The following is a 22082-nucleotide window of genomic DNA, read 5'->3' as shown; positions in this document are numbered from 1 at the left end:
CCATGTCACTGACTGCGGGCGTCGTCGCGGTCCAAGGCGACGTCGAGGAACACGCGGCCGCCATCGAACGCGCCGCGGCGGCCCGCGGCCGCGAGGTCACGGTCCACGAAATTCGAGACGCTGGGATCGTTCCCGACTGCGACCTGCTCGCGATGCCCGGCGGCGAATCGACGACCATCTCCCGACTGCTCCACAGCGAAGGGATCGCCCCCGAAATACAAGCTCACGTCGCCGACGGCAAACCGCTGCTCGCGACCTGTGCCGGCCTGATCGTCGCCTCGAGCGACGCCGGCGACGACCGGGTCGACGAACTCGAGTTGCTCGACGTCGGCGTCGAGCGCAACGCGTTCGGCCGGCAGAAAGACAGCTTCGAAGCGCCCCTCGCGGTCGCAGGCCTCGCGGAGCCGTATCCGGCGGTATTCATCCGCGCGCCCGCTATCGATTCGGTCGGCGACGCAGAGGTGCTCGCGACGTGGGACGACCGGCCGGTCGCGGTCCGGGACGGCCCCGTCGTCGGCACCTCGTTTCATCCCGAACTGACCGCCGACAGCCGGATTCACGGGCTGGCGTTCTTCGAGAACGAGGCCGCCTCGGTGCCGTCGCTCGAGGACGTACACTAGTCCTGCCGCACGCACAGCGGCGGGCCGGACACGGAAGTATACGGTTGTAGCGAGCGGTTATTTTATGTCATCACGAATCGTGTACTGAAGACATATGTCGGACGAACACGAGGCCGCGGCGTACGAGATCGGTGCCAGTGACGAAACCGTACACAGCGTCTGGGACAACGGCCTCGAGCCGGTACAGACCGTCGAGTCCGGCGATGTCGTCCGGTTTACGTGCCGGGACTCGACCGGCGGACAGCTCGGGCCCGACTCAACGGTCGCCGACATCGCCGCCCTCGACATCGACCGGGTCCATACGCTGACCGGCCCCGTCGCGATCGAGGGCGCTCGGCCGGGCGATGTCCTCGAGGTCGAACTGCTCGAGATCGATCATCGGGGCTGGGGAGTCACGCTGATCCTCCCGAGCGAAGCGGAACTCGGGCTCTTGGCCGAGGAGTTTCCGGAGCCCGACCTCCACGTCTGGGACCTCGAGGACGGCGTCGGTCGCTTCGCAAACGGCATCGAGGTGCCGCTCGATCCGTTTCCCGGCATCATGGGTGTCGCGCCGGCCGAGGACGGCACCCACAGCACGTTCCCGCCGCGGTCGGTCGGCGGGAACATGGACATCAAGCAGCTCACGGCCGGCTCGACGCTGTATCTCCCCGTCGCGGTCGACGGGGCTCTGTTCAGCGTCGGCGACGGCCACGCCGCACAGGGGGACGGCGAAGTCTGCGGGACGGGAATCGAGGCACCGATGACCGTCACCTGTCGATTTACCCTGCGGTCGGATCTCTCGATCGACCAGCCACAGTTCGAGACGACGGGGCCGTTCACCCCGAGCGGCCGGGACGAGCCGATGTATGGAACCACGGGGATCGCGGACGACCTGCAGGAAGCCGCCAGAGACGCCGTCCGAGGGATGATCGACCACCTCGAGACCGAACGCGGCCTCGAGCGACACGAGGCCTACATGCTGTGCTCGGTGGCCGTCGACCTGAAGATCAACGAGGTCGTCAACGCGCCGAACTGGGTCGTCTCCGCGTACCTGTCGGAGGGAATCTTCCCCGACGAACAGCGTCGGTCGGCATGATGACCGGTGGTACGCATTTATTCGTCGAAGCCTTACCGACGGTATGAGACGGAGCCGGTATCGACACCTCGAGCGAGCGACTGACCAACGCACCGGGTCGCCGAGCGAGCCCCTCGAGACGGCACCCCTGTGGCTCGAGCCGGCGAGGGGGCGATGACGGATTCGTCGGCGGGCGGTTTTCGCGACGGCGATCCGGTCGAACGGAACGCGGACGAGGACGATGGTGGGTCGCGAGAGTCGCTTTCGGCAGATCTCGCGCGACGGTTCTTCGAGGCGTGTCCGGTCAGCGCCGTCGTAGTCGATTCGACGGGCGAGATCGCCCACGCGACCGATCGGGCCGTGACGACGCTGGGCCTCCCACGCGAGGACCTCGTCGGTCGCCCCTACGGCCCGTCCGAGTGGGACATCTCCTACGACGACGGAACGCCGGTCCCCATCGACGAGCACCCCGTCACGCGGGTCTTCGAATCGGGCGACCCCGCGTTCGGGTTTGAATACTGGATCGAACTCGCGGACGGCAGCCGGCGGTGGTTCTCGAGCAATGCCGCGCCGCTGTTCGATACGGGCGGCGATGTCGAGTACGTCGCCGTCTCGTTCGAGGACGTGACGGCGTTGAAACAACGCGAGATGCGCCTGACCAGCGATCACGTCCGGCTGCTCGAGTTCCGCGCGGACGAATCGGCGGTGCCGCCGTCGCTGCGGGTCGAAACCGACCGGACGTGGATCGACATCGATTCCGTCGTCGTACTCCCCGACGGAACCACCGTCCAGTACATGGGGACGGCAGATCTTACCGCGAGCGACTTCGTCACCGCCGTCGAAGAGGTGCCCCACTACCTCGACGCGCGGTTGCTCAGTTCGGTCGACGGCTACAATCGCATCGAAGCCCACTCGGAATCGGAGACGGTCGCCCACGTGTTCTCCGCGCTCGGCGGCCGCCCCCGCGAGATCGTCATCGCGTCCGACGAGGTCAGGTTCCGCGGCGAACTCCCCGGCGACGTCGATCACCGACAGGCCGGTGACGAGATCCGGCGGTTCCACCCCGACGCCGAACTGGTCTCAGAAGAGCTCGTCTACTCGCCCCACCTGCTGTACGACGTCGTGGCGGACGCGCTCACCGACCGACAACTGGCCGCCCTCGACGCCGCGTACTTCAGCGGCTACTTCGCCACGCCGCGGACCAGCACCGGTGACGAGTTGGCAGCCCGGTTCGGCGTTACTCGCCAGACGTTCAACCAGCACCTCCGCAAGGCGGAACGGACCGTCTTCCAGCACCTCTTCGAGAAGTCCGGTGCGGCGGGGGACTGACTAGTCAGTCCCATCCCTTAGGACGACATCTGTGATAGTGAAAGCCAATGAGCGAGAACTCAGCCCATTCCAACATCTCTGCAGCCACACCCGAGGGGCTCGGCGACGACAGCTCTGGCTACGATCCCATCTCGGACACGTACCACACACAATTCGATGACGGCCCAAACACGGTCGTCGTCGCCATCGTCGAAGCCGTCGCAGCCGTCACGAACCGCGAACCGACCGCGATGTCGCCGCTCTACGACACGATCGATCCCGAAGCACTCACCGACCTCGTGACGGCGGCCCGAGACCAGCCGATCAGCGTTTCCATCGCCTACGAGGGCTGTTACGTGACCGTCTCGAGCGACGGCAGCGTCGTCGTCGAACCGCCGGAAAACTGACCGGCTGCGAGCCCCGGTCTTCGGCATCCCGATCCGATTTTCGACATCTACGGTCGCTCACAGCTATCCCGTCTCGAGGACCGAAACCGATCGACCGCACCAGCCGCGGGACTGCATGCATTCGCGACCGGACCTGTTTTCTCCCTCCTTGCCGACAGTGTGGGTATGCAGGCATCTATCGACGCCGTTCGCGTCGCGGGGACCCCGCAGGGGCCGGTCCCGGTCGTCGTCCTCGCGATCGAGGGCGAGGCCGACGTGGTCCCGATTTTCATCGGTTTCAACGAGGCGACGAGCATCGCTCGCGGCCTCGAGGCCGAGGACATCGGGCGGCCGCTGACTCACGACCTCCTGTTGGACGTCATGGAGGAACTCGGGAGCCGCATCGAGCGCATCGTCGTCACCGAGATCGAAGAGCGTGACGGCGGGCAGGGCGGTACCTACATCGCTGATATCCACCTCGAGACGCCCCGCGGCGAAACGGTCGTCGACGCCCGGCCGAGCGATTCGCTGGCCCTTGCCGCTCGGACGAACGCGCCGATCGAGGTAACCGAGGAGGTGTTCGCGGACAGCCGAGACGACAGCGAAAAGTTCGACGAACTCGAAGACATCCGTAACGTGTCGGGTGACCTTTAGATGGACGACGTACTCGAGGAGTTGTTCGCCGTGATCGAAGACCGGAAGGAAACGCTGCCCGAGGACTCCTATACCGCCTCGCTGTTCACCCACGAGAAAGGCGAGAACGCGGTCCTGGAGAAACTCGGCGAGGAGAGCACGGAACTCGTGTTAGCCGCGAAAGACGACGATCACGAGGAGATCGCCCACGAGGGCGCGGACATCGTCTACCACCTGCTCGTCTTACTCGCGATGAAGGACATGGACCTCGCCGATCTCGAGGCGGAACTCGAGGCGCGACGATAGCGCGACCGCGATTCGACGCTGGTTCTCTGCGACCCCGTTCCGCGACACCGTTCGGCCGCCGAACCCGTCGGCCGGCCCAGTCACCGCATACTGCTTGCAACAGCCCGTAACAGCTTGATGCCGTCCGCTGGAGTTACTTTGCCCGTTATGGCAGTCCAACAACTCGAGCACGCGGACGACCAGATGCAGGAGTGTATCGACAACTGCCTCGAGGCCGCGCAGGTCTGCGAGTGGTGTGCGGACGCCTGTGCGGGCGAGGGCGAAGACATGGCTCGCTGCATCCGACTCTGTCGGGACGTGGCGGACATCGCCTCGCTGCACGCACGGTTCATGGCTCGCAACTCGGGCTACCATCGGGAACTGGGCGAACTCTGTGCGGACCTCTGTGAGGAGTGTGCCGAGGAGTGCGAACAGCACGATCACGAGCACTGTCAGGCGTGTGCGGAGATCCTACCCAAGTGCGCCGAGAGCTGCCGCGAGATGGCTTCGGCCTGAGAGGCCGGAATCGGCCCGAACGTGCGGAGCGCGGATCTAAAAACGCCGTTTTTCGACCCGATCAGGCACTCATCGCCGCGCCGACTGCACCGGCGACCGCGCTCTCGAGGGCCATGACCAGCGAGATCGTCACGGCCAGTGCGAAGATACCGAGCCCGGCAGCGCCGGAAATAGCGCCGCCGGCCGGCCCGAGCGCGAGTCCGGCGATGCCGACGGCGACGGCGATGAGCAGGCCGCCGATGACCCCGCCGAGGGAGCCGGCGAGCAGCCCGTGCCAGAAGCCGCTGCCGAGGGAGCCGCCGGCCATATAGCCCGCGACGAAGCCGCCGATCAGCCCCGCAGCGAGCTGTCCGATACCCGGGATGGTGAGCCCGACGATTCCCAGAACGGTCGCGACGACGAAGCCGACGAAGACGGCACGCCAGTTTGTCATACTCGATCGAACGACGGCAACGGGGATAAGCTCGCGGCGGACAACTGCCACGCGTGCTGACACGCAGGCCGTCCCCGCTCGCCGCGCAACCGGCGCGTAACGAACGCCCTTTATGATCGGAGGCGCTAGTGCTGGACATGATTTTCGAAGACCTTCCGACAACGCCCACGTCGGAAGAGCTGATCGACAAGGCGTTTTCGCGGGCGGCACGGGCCGGCAAGGCCAAAGGCGGCCTCGAGGCCCAGCAGTCGATGCTCCAGACGGCGGCGAACATCATCTCGGACAACTTAGAGAACGTCGTGACGGCGTGGCCGGACTTCGAGTACGACGCTCACCCGTTCTACTACGAGCTGGCCGACGCGATCGTCGACGTCGACCGGCTCCGGCAGGCGCTGTCGGAAGTGATGTGGGCCAGCCGCAAAGCCCGCGAGATCCACGAGGAGTACCAGCCGCGGCTGCGAAAGACCGACGTGGACACCGCGCGCAAGCACCGCAAGCAGGCCTTCGCCCGGCTGGCGGACATCGTCGAACAGGTCGACGACCACCTGCTGTACATCAACGAGTCGCGCAACGATCTGCGGGACCTGCCCGAAATCAACCCCGACGAGCCGACGATCGTCGTCGCCGGCTACCCCAACGTCGGCAAGTCCTCGTTCGTCAACGACGTCACCAACGCCCGCGGCGAGACCGCCTCCTACCCCTTCACGACGAAAGGAATCGGCGTCGGTCACTTCGAGCGCGATCACATCCGCTACCAGATCGTCGACACCCCCGGGCTGCTCGACCGCCCGCCGGCCGAGCGCAACGAGATCGAATCCCAAGCCGTCAGCGCCGTCGAACACCTCGCCGACTGCATGCTCGTCGTGGTCGACCCCACCGGCGACTGTGGTTACCCGACCGGCTCGCAACTCGAGCTCCGGGACTCGATCTCGGCGCAGTTCGAGGACATCCCCGTGCTCACGATCGCGAACAAGGAGGACCGCTTCGAGGACGGCGACCTGACCGAGGAGCTCGCGGCCGATTACACCATGAGCGTCGAGACCGGCGCGAACGTCGAGACGGTCCTCGACGCCGCCGTCGAGGCGATCGGCTACGAGCCCGAGATGCCCTTCGACGGCTAACTCGCGGCCGAATCGATGAACGGGCCCGGCATTCTGTGAACGGGCCCGGCATTCTGTGGCTGCTCCAGACCGCCGCGGGGTTCTCGATGGCGGGGCCGATGTTCGTCGTCGGCGTCGGATTCCTCCGCGACGGCCGCCTCGTCGGCGGGCTCGGCTTTCTGGCACTGGGCGCGATCGCCCTCTATTTCCCGACGTATCTTCTCAACCGAATCGGCGGGCCGAAGACGTGGCTTCGACGGCTGGTGGGTCGGCTCCGGCGTGACACCGCTGCCGATGCGGCGGAGACCGACTCCGTCTCCGGCTCCAGCACCGAGGCGTCCGTGGACTCAGGTCTTCTCGAGCGGCTGCGGCGCTAGCGGGCTAGAAACGAGTGGATCTCACGTAGAGTCAGCATCCGTGAAAGTTACCACGAAGCAACGGAGAACACCGCGTTCGCCTTCGAGACGGCCGAGGGGTGCTAGTTCCCTCCCTCGAGCACTTCGACGTATCTGACCTCGACGTCGACCGTGCCGTCGGCGTGGCGGTTGATCCGCTCGTGGAGTGTGTCGGCCAGTTCGGGTGCCGTCTCGCCGGGCGGGCCGCCGATCGTGACGATCACCCGATCGGGGTTCCGGAACGGGTAGTCGTTGTCCATCACGACTTCGAACTCGAGCAACTGGTAGCGCTCGTACTGGTCCTGTGAGAGGACTTGCTCGACCTCGTCGCGGGCGTCCTGTTCGAAGTTCCCGGTCTCGTAGGAGGCGTAGGTGATCCCGCCGAGAAACACGGCGAAGACGAGGACGATGACGACGAGGCCGACGATCCGGTGGCGAACGCGCTGTTCCGTCTCGCCGATGGAAAACAGGTTCTCCGGGCGGTAGCCGGCGTACCACAGCGTCAGCAGACCGGCGAGGTTCACCGAGAGTAGATTGACGAGAACGAGGACCGTCGCGCCGATTGCGGCCGTCGGTTGGCCCCACGCGAGGGTGATCCCCGCGACGCCGGCCGGCGGGATCAACGCCGCCGCGATCATCACGCCGACGAGGGCCACGGAGGTGCCCGTCGCGATACTGACGACCCCCGCGATCCCCGCGCCGAGCGCGATCGCAAGCGAGAGCAAGTCCGGCGCGAGCCGCTCGGAAATCTCGCCGACGTTCGAGAGGACGAGATCCGGCGGGACGATGTTCGTCATCCGCACCACCAGCGCGAAGATCGCCGCCGCCGCGATCGCGAGGACGACGCCGAGGATCTGGTAGGTGACGCTCTCGACGAACAGTTCCTCGTCGTCGATCACCGTCCCAACGCTCGCCCCCAGCGCTGGGCCAATCAGCGGCGCGATCACCATCGACCCGACGACGACGGCGGGCGAGTCCAGGAGGAGGCCAGCGGTCGCGACGACCGCGCTGATGATCGTCATCACGGCATAGACGGGAAAGCTCGGCGTCAGATCGTCGGCTTCTGCCTGTAGTTCCTGGCGGGAAATACGGTCCGACCCGACGTCTCCGTCCTCGTATTCCTCTCGGAGTGCCTGAAACCGGCGGGAGACGACCGTTTCCGCGTCGACCACGACGGTGTACGCGTCCTCGTCGATCCCCGCGTTCTGTACCTCGTCGAGCACCGGCTCGACGGCCGCATCCGGCAGCGGGAAGTAGACGACCGCCGTGTACTTCCGACTGCTGGTCTCGTCGGTCACGACGTAGTCGATCTCTCGCTCGTCGAGGGTCCCGAGGATCGTCTCTCGCTTGCCCGTCGGAACCGTCAGCTGTACGAGCCGCACATGAGACTGTGAGATTCCCCGGGCTCATAACTCCGGGGCATTCCGTCCGACGCAGGCGGTCAATTTCGACTCGAGCGATCGGATCCTCCGCTCACACCCATCACTGTTTTGTATCAAGGTAGAGGAGAGATGGTATGAAACGGCGAATCGCCACAGTATTGGGCATCGTCATGCTGGTGCTCGTCGGAACCTACCTCGCGGTCTTCGGTCGTCGCGCCCTCACCGGTCCGCTCGCCGGCGCACTGCTCGCCGGCTTTACCCTCTCGGCGATCCTGATGATCGGCGGTGGTCTCGTCGATTCCGTCGCGGTCGGCGAGCGGACGATTTCGTGGAACGTCCTCGTCGGAACTGGAGACATCGTTCTGGCCATCGTCCTCGTGCTTTCGGCGATACAGAGCGCGCTCATCTCCGGCGAATCGAGTTCGTGGATGTTCGCCGTGGCGATGCTCGCCGGCAGCACGTCGATCGCCTGGTTCGGCGTTCAGACCGCCCGTGACAGCCGCCACGTCGACCTCGAGGCGACGCCCTCGAACCGGCGACGCGTGGCCATCCTCCTCCTCGCAGCGCTCTCGTTCGGGATCGGACTGTTCGTCGTGACGAACGTCTAACACCGAGATTTCGGCCGGATGGCGGGCCGACTCGAGCGGGCACCGACCAGCCGCGACCGTTACAACGCGTATAAAGGTCGGTCCGCCCTACGGTCGGTATGATCGATTTCGATACGCGCCCCAATCGGGAGGCCGAAGTCGCCCTCGTCGGCCGCTCGAACGTGGGCAAGTCCACGCTTATGCGCGAGCTGACCGGCCACAGCTTCGACACCGGCGGCAAACCCGGCGTCACCCGCTCGCCGAACCACTACGACTGGGCCCCCGAGGACTTCGTCATCACCGATCTCCCCGGGTTCGGCTTCATGAGCGGCGTCGACGAGGATCTCCGCGAGGAGATCAAAACCGAGATCGTCCACTACTTAGAAGAGTACGCCGACAACGTCCTCGTCGCCGTCCTCGTGGTCGACGGCAAGAGCGTCATCGACATCATCGACCGCCACTCCGGCCCCGACGAGATCCCCTACGACGTCGAGATGTTTCACTTCCTGCGCGAACTCGACATCCCCACGGTCGTCGCCGTCAACAAGATGGACAAAGTAGACGACGAAGACGAGCGCCTCGACGCCCTCTGTGACCGCCTCGGCCTCTACCCGCCGTGGAAACAGTGGCAAGACACCATCGCCCCCATTAGCGCGAAAAAGGGCCAACTCGAGCCGCTCAACGAGGCCGTTCGCTCCCAGTTGCACGAGCAAAATCGGGACGATCTGTTCAAGTTTTTCTAGAACCAAACTTTTGCGCTGCGGGCGCGGCTCCGCCGCGCCCTCGGCAAAATCTTCAAAAGAGCGCATAGCGCTCTTTTGGACCTCGCGGGATCTTTGATCCCGCTCAGCTTTGATGAAAAGCACTCCTTCCTCCCCGCCAGCCGCACAAAGCGCGGCTTCTGGGTCGGTCGTCGGCCCGCTCGCTCCCTTCGGTCGCTCGCGGTGAATTACTGGGCAAGTGCCTGCCTTTCCCCGGATCGCGCGACTCTCGCAATTGCTCGAGCCGCGCTCTCGGCCATCTGGCAGCGTGATTGCCCTCAAACAACGCGGTTGTGAAACTCCTCGCCGTCCGCGAGTCGGTTGACGTTCTCGCGGACGATATCGCCCGTGTCCCGGAAGTAGTCCCGTGTGTAGGCCGCACAGTGAGGTGAAATAATTACCTCGTCCATTTCCCACAGCGGCGAGCCCTCCGGCAGCGGCTCCTCCTCGAAGACGTCCAGGGCTGCGCCGGCGAGGTCGCCGGCCTCGAGCGCGTCGATCAGCGCCGGTTCGTCGACGACCGGTCCGCGGGCGACGTTGACGAAGTAGGCGTCGTCGCGCATCGCGTCGAACGCCTCGGCGTCGAAGAGGTGCTGTGTCTCCTCGGTTAGCGGCACGGTGACGATCACGAACTCGGCGTCGGAAACGGCCTCGAGCAGCCGGTCATTCGTGTAGATTTCGTCGAATCCGGGGACCGGATCGCCCGAGCGCCGGACGCCGGTCACGCGGACGCCGAGCGCGCTGAGCGTCTTCGCGACGCCGCGGCCGAGGGTACCGGTGCCGACGACGCAGGCCGTCGAGCCCGGGAGGGTAAAGGCGTCGTCCCACTCGGGGCGCTCCCAGTGGCGCTCCTGTTGGTTCGCGACGTGGTCGTGTAGCCGCCGGGCGAACATCAGCAGGTAGCCCGCGACCGTCTCGCCGACGGTCCGGTCGTGGATTCCCGTACTGTTCGTGAGGATCACGCCCGCTTCCTCGAACGCGTCGAAGGGGAACCGGTCGACCCCCGCCTGAATCGAGTGGACCCAATTCACCTCGAGAAAGGCCTCGCGGTGCTCTAAGGTGACGACCGCGTCGCAGGACGAAATCTCGTCGTCGCCGATCACCGCGACCTCGATCGGGAGATCGACGAGATAGTCCGCTAATTCGGCCGGCGGGAACACCGCCTCGACTGACTCGTGGACGCCGAGTCGCTCGAGTTCGAATGTCATGGGCGACGCTACGCGCGAATCCGGGTTGAAGGTTTGCACCCCGGAAGTCGCGTCGGGATGCGTATGAATGAGGTGGCGGCTCAGGTAAATCCCTCGTCACACGGGGCTCGGTGGGGGTAACTCTTCGTCACGGCCGCCGGAGTCGGCTACTCTCTCGAGGGGTTTCGATCTGTCGTTTCGCGACCGGTCGCCGCCTCGTCGCCCGCCGTCTGCCACGCCTCGAGGTCCCGCAACTCCTCGGCTACAGCCGCGATCTCCCCGGACTCGAGCGCGCCGCGCTCGGTCACTACCTCGTCGATGCACTCGGCGGGCGTCACGTCGAAGGTCGGATTCAGCACGTCGATCGACGCATCGCCGTCGTAGACCGCGGTTCGGTCGCCGGACTCGAGGTTAACGTCCTCGCGGGTCGAGACCTTGTCCGTCGCTGCGACGACGGAGACTGGTATCCCCTCACGGTCGGCGGTGACGGCCAGCGCCCGCGTACCGGTCTTGTTCACGACGGAGCCGTCAGGGAGGACGGTGTCCGCGCCGACCGCGACGCGGTCGATATCCTCGCGTGCGAGCACGTGTGCGACCGCCGCGTCGGTGTGGACCGTGACGGTGCCGTCAATCTCCCCAGCCAGTTCTTCTGCGACGGCGACGCCCTCGCGGGCCGGCCGCGATTCGGCGACGAAAACGCGGGTTGGCTCGGCGATCCGAAGCGCCTCGAGGACAGTGCCCGACCGCGAGAGCGTCGCGATACTACCCCCGAGGCGCTCGCTCGCGTTCGCCGCGGCGTCCGCGTCAGCAGTCAACGCGCGGTCGATATTCGAGCGCGCCGACTCGAGGACGGCCGGCGCACCGCCGTCGGCTCCCGCCGCCTCGGCCATCGTCCGGTGCACCCGATTCCGGAGGACGGCCATCGACGGCCGGGCCTCGAGCAACCGGCCCGCGAGTTCGGCGAGTTCGTCCCACTCGCCATCGGGGTCGGGGCCGAAGTCCTGGCGCTCGGCGACGAGCAGGCCCGCCCGGTCGCGCAGCACCTCGAGCGCGCGCAGGGACAGGTATGCGGCCCCGTGTTCGTTGTCAGCCGCGATCGAGCGGACCGTCGGCGCGACGCGTTCGTAGGCGGTCCACAGTTCGGGCACCGTCTCCCGGTCGTCCCCGACGCCCTCGAGCAGTTCCGTCGGCGCGACCCACTCGAAATTCTCGTGTTCCTCGCTCAGGTCGATTTCGCGGCGCTCGCAGTCGAACAGGTACGGGTGGACGGCCCACTCGCGCTCGAGGTCCGGATCCGAAAATTCGACCGGTCGTCCGGAACGGACGAGCGAGACGGCATCCTCTTCGAGACCTGTTTCCTCGCGGATCTCGATCCAAACCTGTTCATCCGGTCGGCCTTCGGCGAACCCGGAGACGCCGCCCCACTGGCCCGCGTAGGTGCCGACCGTATCGCTCCGACGTAACAGCAGAACCTCCCCGCGGTTCCGAAGGAACGCAGTGACGACGTGGCTCGCGACTGCCTCGTCGCCGCTCTCGTCACCGTCCGGCGGTGAATCACTCATACGCACTGGAACGCCCGCCCGCAGGGAATCGTTTTCGGGACTGGCCGCCATACCGCCGCCCATGCAACGGATCGCGATCATCGCAGACACGCATATTCCGTCCCGCGAGAGCGCGCTCCCCGAGTGGGTCGTCGACGAACTCGAGCGAGCAGACCACACGATCCACGCCGGCGATTTCGATTCCCGGCAGGCCTACGATCGGATCGCCGCTCTTGCGAACCGGGACCTGACCGCCGTCCGCGGGAACACGGACCCGCCGACGATCGATGCGCCCCGCGCCGCGACCCTCGAGATTGATGGCGTGACCTTCGCCGTAACCCATGGAGCCGGCTCGCCGGCCGGCTGGCAGCAACGAGTCATCGAGACCGCTCGAGCCGAAACGGCGGCGGCCGAGTCGGTCGCCGTCGCGGGCCACACCCACGAGGTCGTCGACACGACCGTCGACGGGATGCGACTGCTCAATCCCGGCAGCGCGACCGGCGCGACACCCGCCGATCGGGCGACGATGTACGTCGCGACCGTCGAGGACGGGGAGTTAACGGTCGACCTGCGAACCGAGTGAGCCCGTCGATCGCCGCCGTCGACCGCCAGCGATCAGCGAACAGCACCCATCGACCGTCGTCGCGAGTGCGTGAACTATACCCGTCTCGGGGACCCCCGTGAGACTATGACACAGCGTGTGACGGTATCGCTCGACGACGACTCGGCGGCAGCCCTCGAGACGCTCGTGGCCGAGACGGGGAACGGCCAAAGCGAGGTCGTTCGCCGGGCACTGACCTTCTACGCGGCGAACTTCGAAGCCGCCGACGGGGGGCCAAGCGACAACCTCGAACAGTATTACCGAATGCTCTCCTCCGGAGAACACGTCTTGCTCGATATCGACTTCCTGCACGCCTTCCTCGAGTACTGCTACGACGGCGGCGACCCCGATCCGGCGTTCGTCGAGGCGGCCGACCGGGTCTCGGACTACCACGCCCGCGAGTACGCCGCTCGGTTCGACGCGGTCGGCGACCTCCTCGAGTGGCTCTCGTTCTGTGGCTTCCTCGACGTCCGCGAGGAGGGCGAGGGCGTCTATCACCTCGTCTTTCCCTCGGAGGCCGTCCGCTGGTTCATGACCCGGTTCATCGAGCGCAGCACCGTCGATCTGCCGACGGAAATCGAACTCGAGGGCGGCGTTGCGAAGGTGATCGTGACAGAGCGAGCGGGCGACTGAGGCGGGTACCGATCGGTCGTCGCAGCGACGGGGAGTGTGAGCACGAGTAGCCTACCGGTACCGCGGCCGAAATTCATACAAGTTCATACGGATTCATACGTCATCGTTACTGTCTCGAGCCGTTCGAGTGTTCGTATGTCCGGATCTTAACAACCCTTTTGTGGATTTCGAAGAGCGGTATGTGTGAGTACACATCATGGGTGTCATTGACCGACTCAAAGCGATCGGACCGGGAGCGCTCGTCGCGGCGGCGTTCATCGGCCCGGGAACGGTAACGACTGCGAGCGTGATCGGGGCGGAACACGCCTACCTGCTCGTGTGGACGATCGCGTTCTCGATTCTGGCAACGATCGTCCTCCAGGAGATGAGCGCGCGGCTGGGACTGATCACGCAGGAAGGGCTGGGGGAAGCGTTTCGAAACGAGTTCGACAATCCGATCCCGCAGACCATCACCGTCGCGCTCGTCGTGAGTGCGATCGGGATCGGGACGGCGGCGTTCCAGACGGGCAACATCGTCGGCGGCGCTGCCGGCCTGTCGACGATTACCGGGATCAGCGAGAACGTCTGGGGGCCGATCATCGGCATCGTCGCCGCCGGCCTGCTGTGGACGGGCAGCTACAAGCTGATCGAGCGCGTGTTCATCGGCCTCGTCAGTATCATGGGCGCGGCGTTCCTGCTCAACGCGATCATGGTCCGACCGGATCTCGGCTCGCTGGCGGGCGGGCTCGTTCCGACCGTCCCCGAGGGGTCGGCGTACCTCATCGCCGGCCTCGTCGGGACCACCGTCGTCGGCTACAACCTGTTCCTGCACGCGAGCACCGTCCAAGAGCGGTGGGACGGCCCCGAGGACCTCGCGGAGTGTCGCACCGACACGATCGGGATGATCATCGTCGGCGGCCTGATCACGACGGCGATCGTCGTCACGGCCGCCGCCGTCTTCCCCAAAGGGACCCAGATCACCGGCGTCGGCGAGATGGCCGACCAACTTGAGCCCGTCTTCGGCGGCTACGCCCTGACCTTCTTCGCGATCGGCCTCTTCGCGGCCGGCTTTACGAGCGCGATGAGCGCGCCGCTTGCCGGGGCCTACGCCACCGCCGGCGCGCTCGGCTGGGAGCGAGACCTCACCTCGACGCGGTTCCGGGCGATTTGGATGACCATCCTCGGCATCGGGATCGTCTTCTCGGCACTGGACTACAACCCCGTGCAGGTGATCGTCTTCGCGCAGGTCGCCAACGGGCTCCTGTTGCCGATTCTGGCCGTCTTCCTCATCTACGCGATGAACAACCGCGACCTGCTGGGCGAGTACACGAACAGCACCCTCCAGAACGTCCTCGGCGGGCTCGTCACGCTCGTCGTGGTCGGTATCGGCCTCCGAACGCTCTACGACGTTTTGTTCCTCTGACGACCTGAATGACCGATTTAAACGCACGCGATACGAATTTGGACGCACCGATGGACAGCCACGACGCGACAGACGACGGCGGAACGCGGGTCGGCGTCGACGTCGGCGGCACCTTCACCGACGTAGCGCTCACCGTCGACGATCGGCTCGTCACCGCGAAGGTCCCCACGACCGACGACCAGCACGTCGGCGTCCTCGAGGGGATCGAAAAGGCCTGCGAGAGCGCCGGCATCGACCCCGCGGAAATCGACGGCTTCGCCCACGCGATGACCGTCTCGGTCAACGCCCTGCTCGAGCGCGGCGGCGCAGAGACCGCGCTCGTCACGACCGAGGGCTTTCGCGACGTCCTCGAGATCGGGCGACAGGACCGACCGGATCTGTACGACCTCGAGGCCGAGAAGCCCGAACCGCTGGTGCCTCGAGAGCGACGGTTCGAAGTCGACGAGCGGACGACCGGCGAGGGCGTCGAGCGACCGGTCGACCCCGAGGCGGTCCGCGACCTCGCGGCGACGCTGCGCGAACGCGATGTCGAGGCGGTCGCGGTCTCCCTGCTGCATTCCTACGCCGACCCGGAAAACGAGCGGCTCGTCGCCGAGACGCTGCGCGAGGAACTCGCGGTGCCGGTCTCGGCCTCTCACGAGGTGCTCGCCGAGTTCCGCGAGTTCGAGCGCACCTCGACCACGGCGGTCGACGCCTACGTCCGGCCGGCGATCGACCACTACGTCGGCCGGCTGGTCGAGGAGGCCGACGACGCCGGCATCCCGGCCCCGCGGATCATGCAGGCAAACGGCGGCATCGCGGACCCCGAGACGGTCCGGGACCACGCGGTGACGACGACGCTCTCCGGCCCGGCCGCGGGCGTCGTCGGTGCCGCAGCGACCGTCGACGACGACGACGTCGAGGGGCTCGTCACCTTCGACATGGGCGGCACCTCGAGCGACGTGAGCCTCGTCCGCGACGGGCGGGCCGAGCGGACGACCGACGCCGAAGTGGACGGCATCCCGATCCGGACGCCGATGGTCGACGTGAACACCGTCGGCGCGGGCGGCGGCTCGATCGCGTGGGTCGACGCCGGCGGCGCGCTCCGGGTCGGGCCGGAGTCCTCGGGTGCCCAACCCGGACCCGCCTGCTACGGCCGCGGCGGCACGCGGCCGACCGTCACCGACGCCAACGTCGTGCTCGGCTACATCGGCCCCGAGACGGCCCTCGGCGGCGAGATGACCCTCGACGTCGACGCGGCCCGCGACGCGCTCGAGGGACTGGCCGACGAGGCCGGCTTAGACGGGGCACTCGAGGCGGCCCGCGGGGTCTACCGCGTGGCGAACGCGACGATGACGCGGACGATCCGCTCGGTAACCGTCGAGCGGGGCCACGACCCCCGCGAGTTCGCGCTCGTCGCCTTCGGCGGCGCGGGGCCGATGCACGCCGCGGCGCTCGCCGACTCGCTGTCGGTCGACCGCGTCGTCGTCCCGCGACCGGGCGGGGTCCTCTCCGCGTTCGGCCTGCTCGCGGCCGACGAGAGCTACGACGCCGTCCGGACGGTCGGCGTGGATCTCGAGGGTGCTGAACCAGACTCCCTCGAATCGGTCTACGACGACCTCGTGGCCGACGTGCTCGCGGATGCGTCCGACCCCGACGCGGCGCGGGTCGAACGGGCGGCCGACTGCCGGTACGCGGGCCAGAGCTTCGAACTGACCGTGCCCGTCGACGACGAGTTCGACGCGGCGACGGTCGCCGAGCGGTTCCGCGAGGCCCACGAGCGGGCCTACGGCTACGCGATGGACGAATCGATCGAGGTGGTCAACCTCCGCGCGACGGCGACGATCCCCGGCTCGGAGCCGACCATCCGTCACGAGGGCGACGGCGACGCCGTCGTCGGCACTCGAGAGGCCCACTTCCCCGGCACCGGCGACGAACCGCGGGAGACGACCGTCTACGAGCGGGACCGACTCGCGCCCGGCGCGACCGTCGACGGGCCGGCGATCCTCGAGCAAGCCGAAAGCACGACCGTCGTGCCGCCCGCGTGGACCGGCGAGATCCTCGCCGACGGAACGCTCGTCATGACGCGAACGGAGGCTGATTCACGATGACCCCAGCAACGACGACCGATGCGGACGACGGTATCGATCCGGTGACCCTCGAGGTGTTGCGCAACCAACTCGAGAGCGTCGCCGAGGAGATGGGCCAGACCCTGATTCGGGGAGCGTACTCGCCGAACATCAAGGAGCGCCGGGACTGCTCGACGGCGCTGTTCGACGCCGAGGGACGGATGATCGCTCAGGCCGAACACATCCCGGTCCACCTCGGCGCGATGCCCGCTGCGGTCGATGCCGTGCGCGAGCGCGAGCCGAAACCGGGCGACGTATTCGTGCTTAACGACCCCTTTACGGGCGGAACGCACCTGCCGGACGTGACGATGGTCTCGCCGATCGCACCCGGCCACGGTAACGGCGACGATCACGATGGCGACGAGGACCGAGAAATCGTCGGCTACGCCGTCTCTCGAGCCCACCACGCCGACGTGGGCGGGATGACTCCCGGCAGCATGCCGGCCGGCGCACAGGAGATCTATCAGGAGGGGCTCCGGCTCCCGCCGACGCGACTCGTCGAGGGCGGCGAACCGCGAGACGACGTCCGCTCGCTCGTGCTCGCGAACGTCCGCAACGCCCGCGAGCGCCGGGCCGATCTCCGGGCCCAGCGGGCGGCGAACGAGCGCGCCGAGGAACGGCTGGCGACGCTGTTCGCGGACCACGGCCGCGAGACCGTCCTCGCCGGATTCGACGCCGTGATCGACTACTCCCGCGAGCGGATCGCCGAGGAGATCGCGGCCCTGCCCGACGGCACCTACGAGGCGACCGACGTCCTCGAGGGCGACGGCGTGACCGACGAGGACATCGAGATTTCGGTGACGGTGACCGTCGACGGCGAGACGATCGACGTGGACTTTTCGGGGACCGCGCCGCAGGTCGCTGGCAACCTCAACGCCCCGATCGCGGTCGCGACGAGTGCCGTCTACTTCGTCGTGCGCTGTATCACTGACCCCGAGATCCCGCCGAATCACGGCTGCTACGATCCGGTGAGCGTCAGCGCGCCCGACGGATCGCTGTTGAATCCGAAACCGCCGGCCGCCGTGGTCGGCGGCAACGTCGAGACCAGCCAGCGGGTCACTGACGTGGTCTTCACCGCGCTCGCACGGGCCGCGCCCGACCGCGTGCCCGCCCAAGGACAGGGGACGATGAACAACCTCACCATCGGCGGGCGAGACAGCTCGTTTACCTACTACGAGACCATCGGCGGCGGCTTCGGCGCACGCGCCGACCGCGACGGGATGGATGGCGTCCAGGTCGGCATGACCAACACGCTCAACACACCGATCGAATCCCTCGAGACCGAGTATCCGCTGCGGGTCGAGCGCTACGCGCTTCGGGACGGCAGCGGCGGCCCCGGCCGATCCCGCGGCGGACTGGGGCTCGAGCGCTCGGTGACCGTCGAGAGCGACGCGACGGTGTCGCTGCTGACCGAGCGCCGGCGACACGCCCCGAAGGGCGTCGCCGGCGGCGGGGACGGCGCGACCGGGGAGAACCTGATCGACGGCGAGCCGGTGCCCGCAAAGACGACGGTCGACGTGCCGTCCGGGACGACGGTGACGGTCAAAACGCCCGGCGGCGGCGGCCACGGCGAGCCGAACGAGCGCGGCGACGGAGACGCCGATGACTGAACCCGATTCCGACCGCCGCGGCCGACTGGGGCTGATCGTCCCCTCGTCGAACACGACGGCCGAACCGGAGTTTCGGGCGTTCCTCCCAAATGAGGTCACCGTCCACGGCGCGCGGATGGCCCTCGAGTCGGTCACCGTCGACGAACTCGACGCGATGAGCGACGACGCGGCGCGGGCGGCGGAACTGCTCGGCCACGCCGACGTCGACGCGGTCGCCTACGCCTGTACGACCGGCAGCCTGATCCACGGGCCGGGGTTCGACGCCGAACTCGAGGAGCGACTGGCCGAGGCGGCCGGCGTCCCCGCGGTCGCGACGGCCCGCTCGGTCGTGCGCGCACTCGAGGCCCTCGAAGCCGACCGAATCGCCGTCGTGACCCCGTATACTGCGGCCCTCGATGAGCGAGAACGGGACTTCCTCGAGGCCGCGGGATTCGAGGTCGCCTCGATCGACGGCCGCGGTCTCGCGGCCAACACGGCGATCGGGGAGCTGACCCCCGAAGACGCGTCCCAACAGGTGCTCGAGCGCGTCGGCGAGATCGACGATCTCGACGCCGTCTTCGTCTCCTGTACGAACTACCGCTCGCTCGCCGCGGTCGAGGGACTCGAGGCCGAACTCGACCTACCGGTCGTCACGAGCAACGGCGCGACGCTGTGGGACGTCTGCGGGGCGGCGGAATTCGGGGTGGACGGTCCGGGAACGCTGTTCAATAGCGAGCGCTAGGTGGCCGTCACTGGTTCCATTCTCCGGTGACGGTGCCCTTTTGACGCGGCTTCCCCACCCACCGGTATGGAACTCAACGGCGTGGCGGACCTGCCCGAGATCCGCCCCGGCGACGACATCGCCGCCCTCGTCGCGGATCGGGCCGAGCTGGAACCCGGCGACGTGCTCACGGTCGCGAGCACCATCGTCTCGAAGGCCGAGGGCCGCACGGCGGACCTCGAGGACTACCCGGTCAGCGGCCGCGCACGGGAGATCGCAGACCGAATCGAAGAGGTCGCCGGCGAGGAGAAAGACCCGCGGTTCGCACAGGCGATCATCGAGGAGAGCGCGGAACTACTGATCGACTGTCCGTTCCTGCTTTCCGAGACGCGATTCGGACACATCTGTCCGAACGCGGGGATCGATCGGTCGAACGTGCCGGATCACGACCTGTTGCTCCTGCCGAAGCGACCGGACGAGAGCGCCGAGCGAATTCGGTCGGGACTCGAGAATCGAGGTATCGAAGACGTGGCGGTGGTCGTCACCGACACCTGCGGGCGACCGTTCCGCCACGGCCAGACCGGCGTCGCGATCGGCTGGGCGGGGATGCCCGCGAGCCGCGACTGGCGCGGCGAGGAGGATCGGGACGGCCACGAACTCGGCGTCACCGTCCAGTCGGTGGTCGACGAACTCGCCGCCGCCGCGAACCTCGTCACCGGCGAAGGAGCCGGCGGGACGCCCGCCGTGGTCGTCCGCGACTGGGAGTTCGGAAACCACGAGGGCAGCGACGAACTCTTCCGTGCCGTCGAGGACGATCTCGTTCGACAGGCGCTGCGGGAGTGGAGGTTCGAAGGATGAGTGATGAAAGCCGAGCAGCGAACGGACCGACGCGAGGCATCGAACTCACGCCCGAACACCCGCCCGAGCGGGTGGCCGATCTGGCCGCGCTCGCGGAGGACGAGGGGTTCGATGTCGCCTTTGCGAGCAGCCACTACTTCAATCGAGACCCGTTCGTGGTGCTCTCGCGAATGGCCGACGCCACCGAGGAAATCCGGCTCGGCCCGGGCGTCGTCAACCCTTACGAGACCCACCCCGTGAAACTGGCCGCCCAGACGGCGACGATCGACGAGATCAGCGACGGCCGGGCGGTCTTCGGCGTCGGCGCGGGCGACCGCTCCTCGCTGTCGAACCTCGGCGTCGAGCGCGACAGTCCGCTCCGACGCGTCCTCGAGACGTTCGACCTCGCGCGGGACCTCTGGGACGGCGAGACGGTCACCCACGAGGGAACGTTCACCGCGCGAGACGCGGCGCTCAACCTCGAGCCGCCCTCGAAGGCGATTCCGGTCTACGTCGGCGCGCAGGGACCGCACATGCTCCGGATGAGCGCGAAACACGCCGACGGCGTGCTCGTAAACGCCGCGCATCCGAAAGATCTCGAGTGGAGCGCGGAGCAGGTAGCGCAGGGGCTCAGGGACCGCCCAGACGAGCGTAGCGCGTTCGAGACGCTAGCCTTCGCCAGTGTCAGCGTCGCCGCCGACGAGAGCGACGCGCGCGAGGCGGCCCGACCGCCCGTCGCGTTCATCGTCGGCGGAGCCGCCGAGCCGGTCCTCGAGCGCCACGACATCGACCGGGAGGCAGCGAGTGCGGTGAGCGAGGCACTCGAGCGGGGAGACCTGCCCGAAGCCTTCGGTCGCGTCACGCCCGCGATGATCGACGCCTTCTGTATCGCGGGGACGACGGAGACCGTCGCGGACCGGTTCACCGCGGCGCTCGAGTACGTCGACGGGATCGTCGTCGGCTCGCCGCTTGGACCGGACCTCGAGGATGCAGTAGAGCGAGCGAGCGACGCGCTCGATCGGGCAGTCGAAGACGACTGATCGAAAACGAGGCGGCGGTTAGTTCGCGGTAAAGAGGTCCGCGACTGCACCGAGCGTGAGGACGCCGAAGACGGCCATCGAGAACGCGACGAGCAGTCCCCCTAACAAGACCAGTAGCGGTGCGAGACCAGCGCCCATCGCGACATCGCCGAAGAGGCTAGTCATTTCTGTGAGGTTGTCCACGATGACGTTCAGCGGTGTGACGGTGTCCATATTCGGGGGTTGTTACCGGTGCTACTTGGCCGTGCCGGTCGCGAATGAGGTGGGATTAAGCCGATCCCCGCCGTAGCAATTCGCGTGACCGACGACGCGACGCTCTCCGATTTCGATGCTGATGCCGATGCTGACGACGAGACACCGGAATCGGCCCGAGAGGAAGGAGACGCCGCCGATCGCACCGAAGAGCCGGATGCGGGTGCGAATGTGGGGGACAACGACGCGGTCCACTGGACGTACGCGTGGGGCGACTACACTTGCAGCCGATGTGACTCGCCGACCGAGCGAGCGTGGCGAGCCGACGGCGCGGGGACCGATCCGGTCTGTCCCGACTGCAAATCGTGGTAATCAGTGACTGACGGGGGTACCGGCTGACTTCTCGGGGTGGTGCTTGCGAGTCTCCTCCCGAAGCTTTATATCTCCGTCGTGGTTCTATGGAGATGCAATGGCGAAAGGTACGGTCGACTTCTTCAACGACACTGGCGGCTATGGATTCATCGAGACTGACGACGCGGACGAGGACGTGTTCTTCCACATGGAGGACATCGGCGGTCCTGACCTAGAGGAGGGTCAGGAACTCGAGTTCGACATCGAGGAGGCCGAGAAGGGTCCACGCGCGACGAACGTCGAGCGGCTCTAGGCCGGTCCAATCGGGGGTATCGTTTTCTGACTGCTACGTTCCGAGCGACGGCGCTGTCGATTGGCGATACGATCGACTCGGGCCGATACGATTCGAACTGACAACTC

Annotated in this window: 26 protein-coding genes; 21 read left to right on the top strand and 5 right to left on the bottom strand. The window is 67.1% G+C overall.

All coding sequences use genetic code 11. From position 1 onward, the window contains the following. The first annotated feature begins 2 nt into the window (after window positions 1-2). The 7 genes from pdxT (at window position 3) to ACJYUO_RS05875 (ending at window position 4802) form a co-directional block, all read left to right on the top strand. Window positions 3-620, top strand: coding sequence for a pyridoxal 5'-phosphate synthase glutaminase subunit PdxT (pdxT, locus tag ACJYUO_RS05905; protein WP_494344473.1), 618 nt, complete (start codon window positions 3-5; stop codon window positions 618-620). Between the two features lie 94 nt (window positions 621-714). Then, entirely contained in the window at window positions 715-1695 is a 981-nt protein-coding gene (locus ACJYUO_RS05900; protein WP_494344472.1) for an acetamidase/formamidase family protein, read from the top strand. A gap of 153 nt (window positions 1696-1848) precedes the next feature. Continuing rightward, complete coding sequence (locus ACJYUO_RS05895) at window positions 1849-3003, top strand: helix-turn-helix domain-containing protein (protein WP_494344471.1); 1155 nt, start codon at window positions 1849-1851, stop codon at window positions 3001-3003. Between the two features lie 47 nt (window positions 3004-3050). After that, window positions 3051-3389 (top strand): HalOD1 output domain-containing protein, encoded by a 339-nt coding sequence (locus tag ACJYUO_RS05890; RefSeq protein ID WP_494344470.1) that lies wholly within the window; start codon window positions 3051-3053, stop codon window positions 3387-3389. A 165-nt stretch (window positions 3390-3554) separates the two neighbouring features. After that, window positions 3555-4022: a bifunctional nuclease family protein gene (locus tag ACJYUO_RS05885; RefSeq protein ID WP_494344469.1), complete on the top strand. Its 468-nt coding sequence runs from the start codon at window positions 3555-3557 to the stop codon at window positions 4020-4022. Continuing rightward, window positions 4023-4307 carry a phosphoribosyl-ATP diphosphatase gene (gene hisE, locus ACJYUO_RS05880; protein ID WP_006430335.1) on the top strand — a complete coding sequence of 95 codons (285 nt, stop codon included), beginning with the start codon at window positions 4023-4025 and terminating at the stop codon, window positions 4305-4307. 147 nt (window positions 4308-4454) lie between these two features. Next, window positions 4455-4802 (top strand): four-helix bundle copper-binding protein, encoded by a 348-nt coding sequence (locus tag ACJYUO_RS05875; RefSeq protein ID WP_494344468.1) that lies wholly within the window; start codon window positions 4455-4457, stop codon window positions 4800-4802. A gap of 61 nt (window positions 4803-4863) precedes the next feature. Here ACJYUO_RS05875 and ACJYUO_RS05870 read toward each other — a convergent pair whose 3' ends face one another. Beyond that, window positions 4864-5235 (bottom strand): DUF5518 domain-containing protein, encoded by a 372-nt coding sequence (locus tag ACJYUO_RS05870; protein WP_494344467.1) that lies wholly within the window; start codon window positions 5233-5235, stop codon window positions 4864-4866. A gap of 137 nt (window positions 5236-5372) precedes the next feature. Between ACJYUO_RS05870 and ACJYUO_RS05865 the strand changes: the two genes are divergently transcribed. After that, entirely contained in the window at window positions 5373-6356 is a 984-nt protein-coding gene (locus tag ACJYUO_RS05865; RefSeq protein ID WP_494344466.1) for an NOG1 family protein, read from the top strand. A 35-nt stretch (window positions 6357-6391) separates the two neighbouring features. Then, window positions 6392-6712 carry a hypothetical protein gene (locus tag ACJYUO_RS05860; protein WP_494344465.1) on the top strand — a complete coding sequence of 107 codons (321 nt, stop codon included), beginning with the start codon at window positions 6392-6394 and terminating at the stop codon, window positions 6710-6712. A gap of 101 nt (window positions 6713-6813) precedes the next feature. On the opposite strand, the gene ACJYUO_RS05855 is transcribed toward ACJYUO_RS05860, so the two are convergent. After that, window positions 6814-8112 carry a TIGR00341 family protein gene (locus ACJYUO_RS05855; RefSeq protein ID WP_494344464.1) on the bottom strand — a complete coding sequence of 433 codons (1299 nt, stop codon included), beginning with the start codon at window positions 8110-8112 and terminating at the stop codon, window positions 6814-6816. A gap of 134 nt (window positions 8113-8246) precedes the next feature. Between ACJYUO_RS05855 and ACJYUO_RS05850 the strand changes: the two genes are divergently transcribed. Further along, the gene (locus ACJYUO_RS05850) at window positions 8247-8720 is read left to right on the top strand and encodes a DUF7994 family protein (protein WP_494344463.1); all 474 of its coding nucleotides are present in this window, start codon (window positions 8247-8249) and stop codon (window positions 8718-8720) included. Between the two features lie 98 nt (window positions 8721-8818). Further along, window positions 8819-9442 carry a GTP-binding protein EngB gene (gene engB, locus ACJYUO_RS05845; protein ID WP_006430329.1) on the top strand — a complete coding sequence of 208 codons (624 nt, stop codon included), beginning with the start codon at window positions 8819-8821 and terminating at the stop codon, window positions 9440-9442. A 296-nt stretch (window positions 9443-9738) separates the two neighbouring features. Here engB and ddh read toward each other — a convergent pair whose 3' ends face one another. Next, complete coding sequence (gene ddh / locus ACJYUO_RS05840; RefSeq protein WP_494344462.1) at window positions 9739-10668, bottom strand: D-2-hydroxyacid dehydrogenase; 930 nt, start codon at window positions 10666-10668, stop codon at window positions 9739-9741. A 146-nt stretch (window positions 10669-10814) separates the two neighbouring features. Continuing rightward, window positions 10815-12209 (bottom strand): eIF2B alpha/beta/delta subunit family protein, encoded by a 1395-nt coding sequence (locus tag ACJYUO_RS05835; RefSeq protein ID WP_494344461.1) that lies wholly within the window; start codon window positions 12207-12209, stop codon window positions 10815-10817. Window positions 12210-12270: 61 nt separating this feature from the next. On the opposite strand from ACJYUO_RS05835, the gene ACJYUO_RS05830 reads away from it, so the two are divergent. From ACJYUO_RS05830 to ACJYUO_RS05795, 8 genes are all read left to right on the top strand, one after another. Further along, window positions 12271-12771 (top strand): metallophosphoesterase family protein, encoded by a 501-nt coding sequence (locus ACJYUO_RS05830; RefSeq protein ID WP_494344460.1) that lies wholly within the window; start codon window positions 12271-12273, stop codon window positions 12769-12771. Window positions 12772-12876: 105 nt separating this feature from the next. Further along, window positions 12877-13422: a ribbon-helix-helix protein, CopG family gene (locus tag ACJYUO_RS05825; protein WP_494344459.1), complete on the top strand. Its 546-nt coding sequence runs from the start codon at window positions 12877-12879 to the stop codon at window positions 13420-13422. A gap of 196 nt (window positions 13423-13618) precedes the next feature. Then, window positions 13619-14824, top strand: a complete 1206-nt coding sequence (locus tag ACJYUO_RS05820; protein ID WP_494344458.1) for an Nramp family divalent metal transporter — start codon at window positions 13619-13621, stop codon at window positions 14822-14824. Window positions 14825-14832: 8 nt separating this feature from the next. Continuing rightward, complete coding sequence (locus ACJYUO_RS05815) at window positions 14833-16914, top strand: hydantoinase/oxoprolinase family protein (RefSeq protein WP_494344457.1); 2082 nt, start codon at window positions 14833-14835, stop codon at window positions 16912-16914. Then, on the top strand, window positions 16911-18542 hold the full coding sequence (locus ACJYUO_RS05810; protein WP_494344456.1) for a hydantoinase B/oxoprolinase family protein: 1632 nt from the start codon (window positions 16911-16913) through the stop codon (window positions 18540-18542). Before ACJYUO_RS05815 ends, ACJYUO_RS05810 begins: the two co-directional genes overlap by 4 nt. Continuing rightward, window positions 18535-19263, top strand: a complete 729-nt coding sequence (locus tag ACJYUO_RS05805) for a maleate cis-trans isomerase family protein (protein ID WP_494344455.1) — start codon at window positions 18535-18537, stop codon at window positions 19261-19263. The genes ACJYUO_RS05810 and ACJYUO_RS05805 overlap by 8 nt, the downstream gene beginning before the upstream one ends. A 66-nt stretch (window positions 19264-19329) precedes the next feature. Further along, window positions 19330-20100 (top strand): coenzyme F420-0:L-glutamate ligase, encoded by a 771-nt coding sequence (locus ACJYUO_RS05800; protein WP_494344454.1) that lies wholly within the window; start codon window positions 19330-19332, stop codon window positions 20098-20100. Continuing rightward, window positions 20097-21119, top strand: a complete 1023-nt coding sequence (locus ACJYUO_RS05795) for a 5,10-methylenetetrahydromethanopterin reductase (RefSeq protein ID WP_494344453.1) — start codon at window positions 20097-20099, stop codon at window positions 21117-21119. The genes ACJYUO_RS05800 and ACJYUO_RS05795 overlap by 4 nt, the downstream gene beginning before the upstream one ends. Window positions 21120-21137: 18 nt before the next feature. Here the strand turns inward: ACJYUO_RS05795 and ACJYUO_RS05790 are convergent, their stop codons facing one another. Further along, on the bottom strand, window positions 21138-21332 hold the full coding sequence (locus tag ACJYUO_RS05790) for a DUF8024 family protein (RefSeq protein ID WP_494344452.1): 195 nt from the start codon (window positions 21330-21332) through the stop codon (window positions 21138-21140). Window positions 21333-21416: 84 nt separating this feature from the next. Between ACJYUO_RS05790 and ACJYUO_RS05785 the strand changes: the two genes are divergently transcribed. Both ACJYUO_RS05785 and ACJYUO_RS05780 read left to right on the top strand, forming a co-directional pair. After that, on the top strand, window positions 21417-21683 hold the full coding sequence (locus tag ACJYUO_RS05785) for a DUF7573 domain-containing protein (RefSeq protein ID WP_494344451.1): 267 nt from the start codon (window positions 21417-21419) through the stop codon (window positions 21681-21683). A 97-nt stretch (window positions 21684-21780) separates the two neighbouring features. Next, window positions 21781-21975, top strand: a complete 195-nt coding sequence (locus ACJYUO_RS05780; RefSeq protein WP_006180449.1) for a cold-shock protein — start codon at window positions 21781-21783, stop codon at window positions 21973-21975. Window positions 21976-22082: the final 107 nt, after the last annotated feature.

Source organism: Natrinema sp. CRL1 (assembly GCF_059162405.1).
The sequence above is the reverse complement of the archived record's forward strand: the minus strand, read 5'-3'. Positions and strand labels throughout refer to the sequence as shown.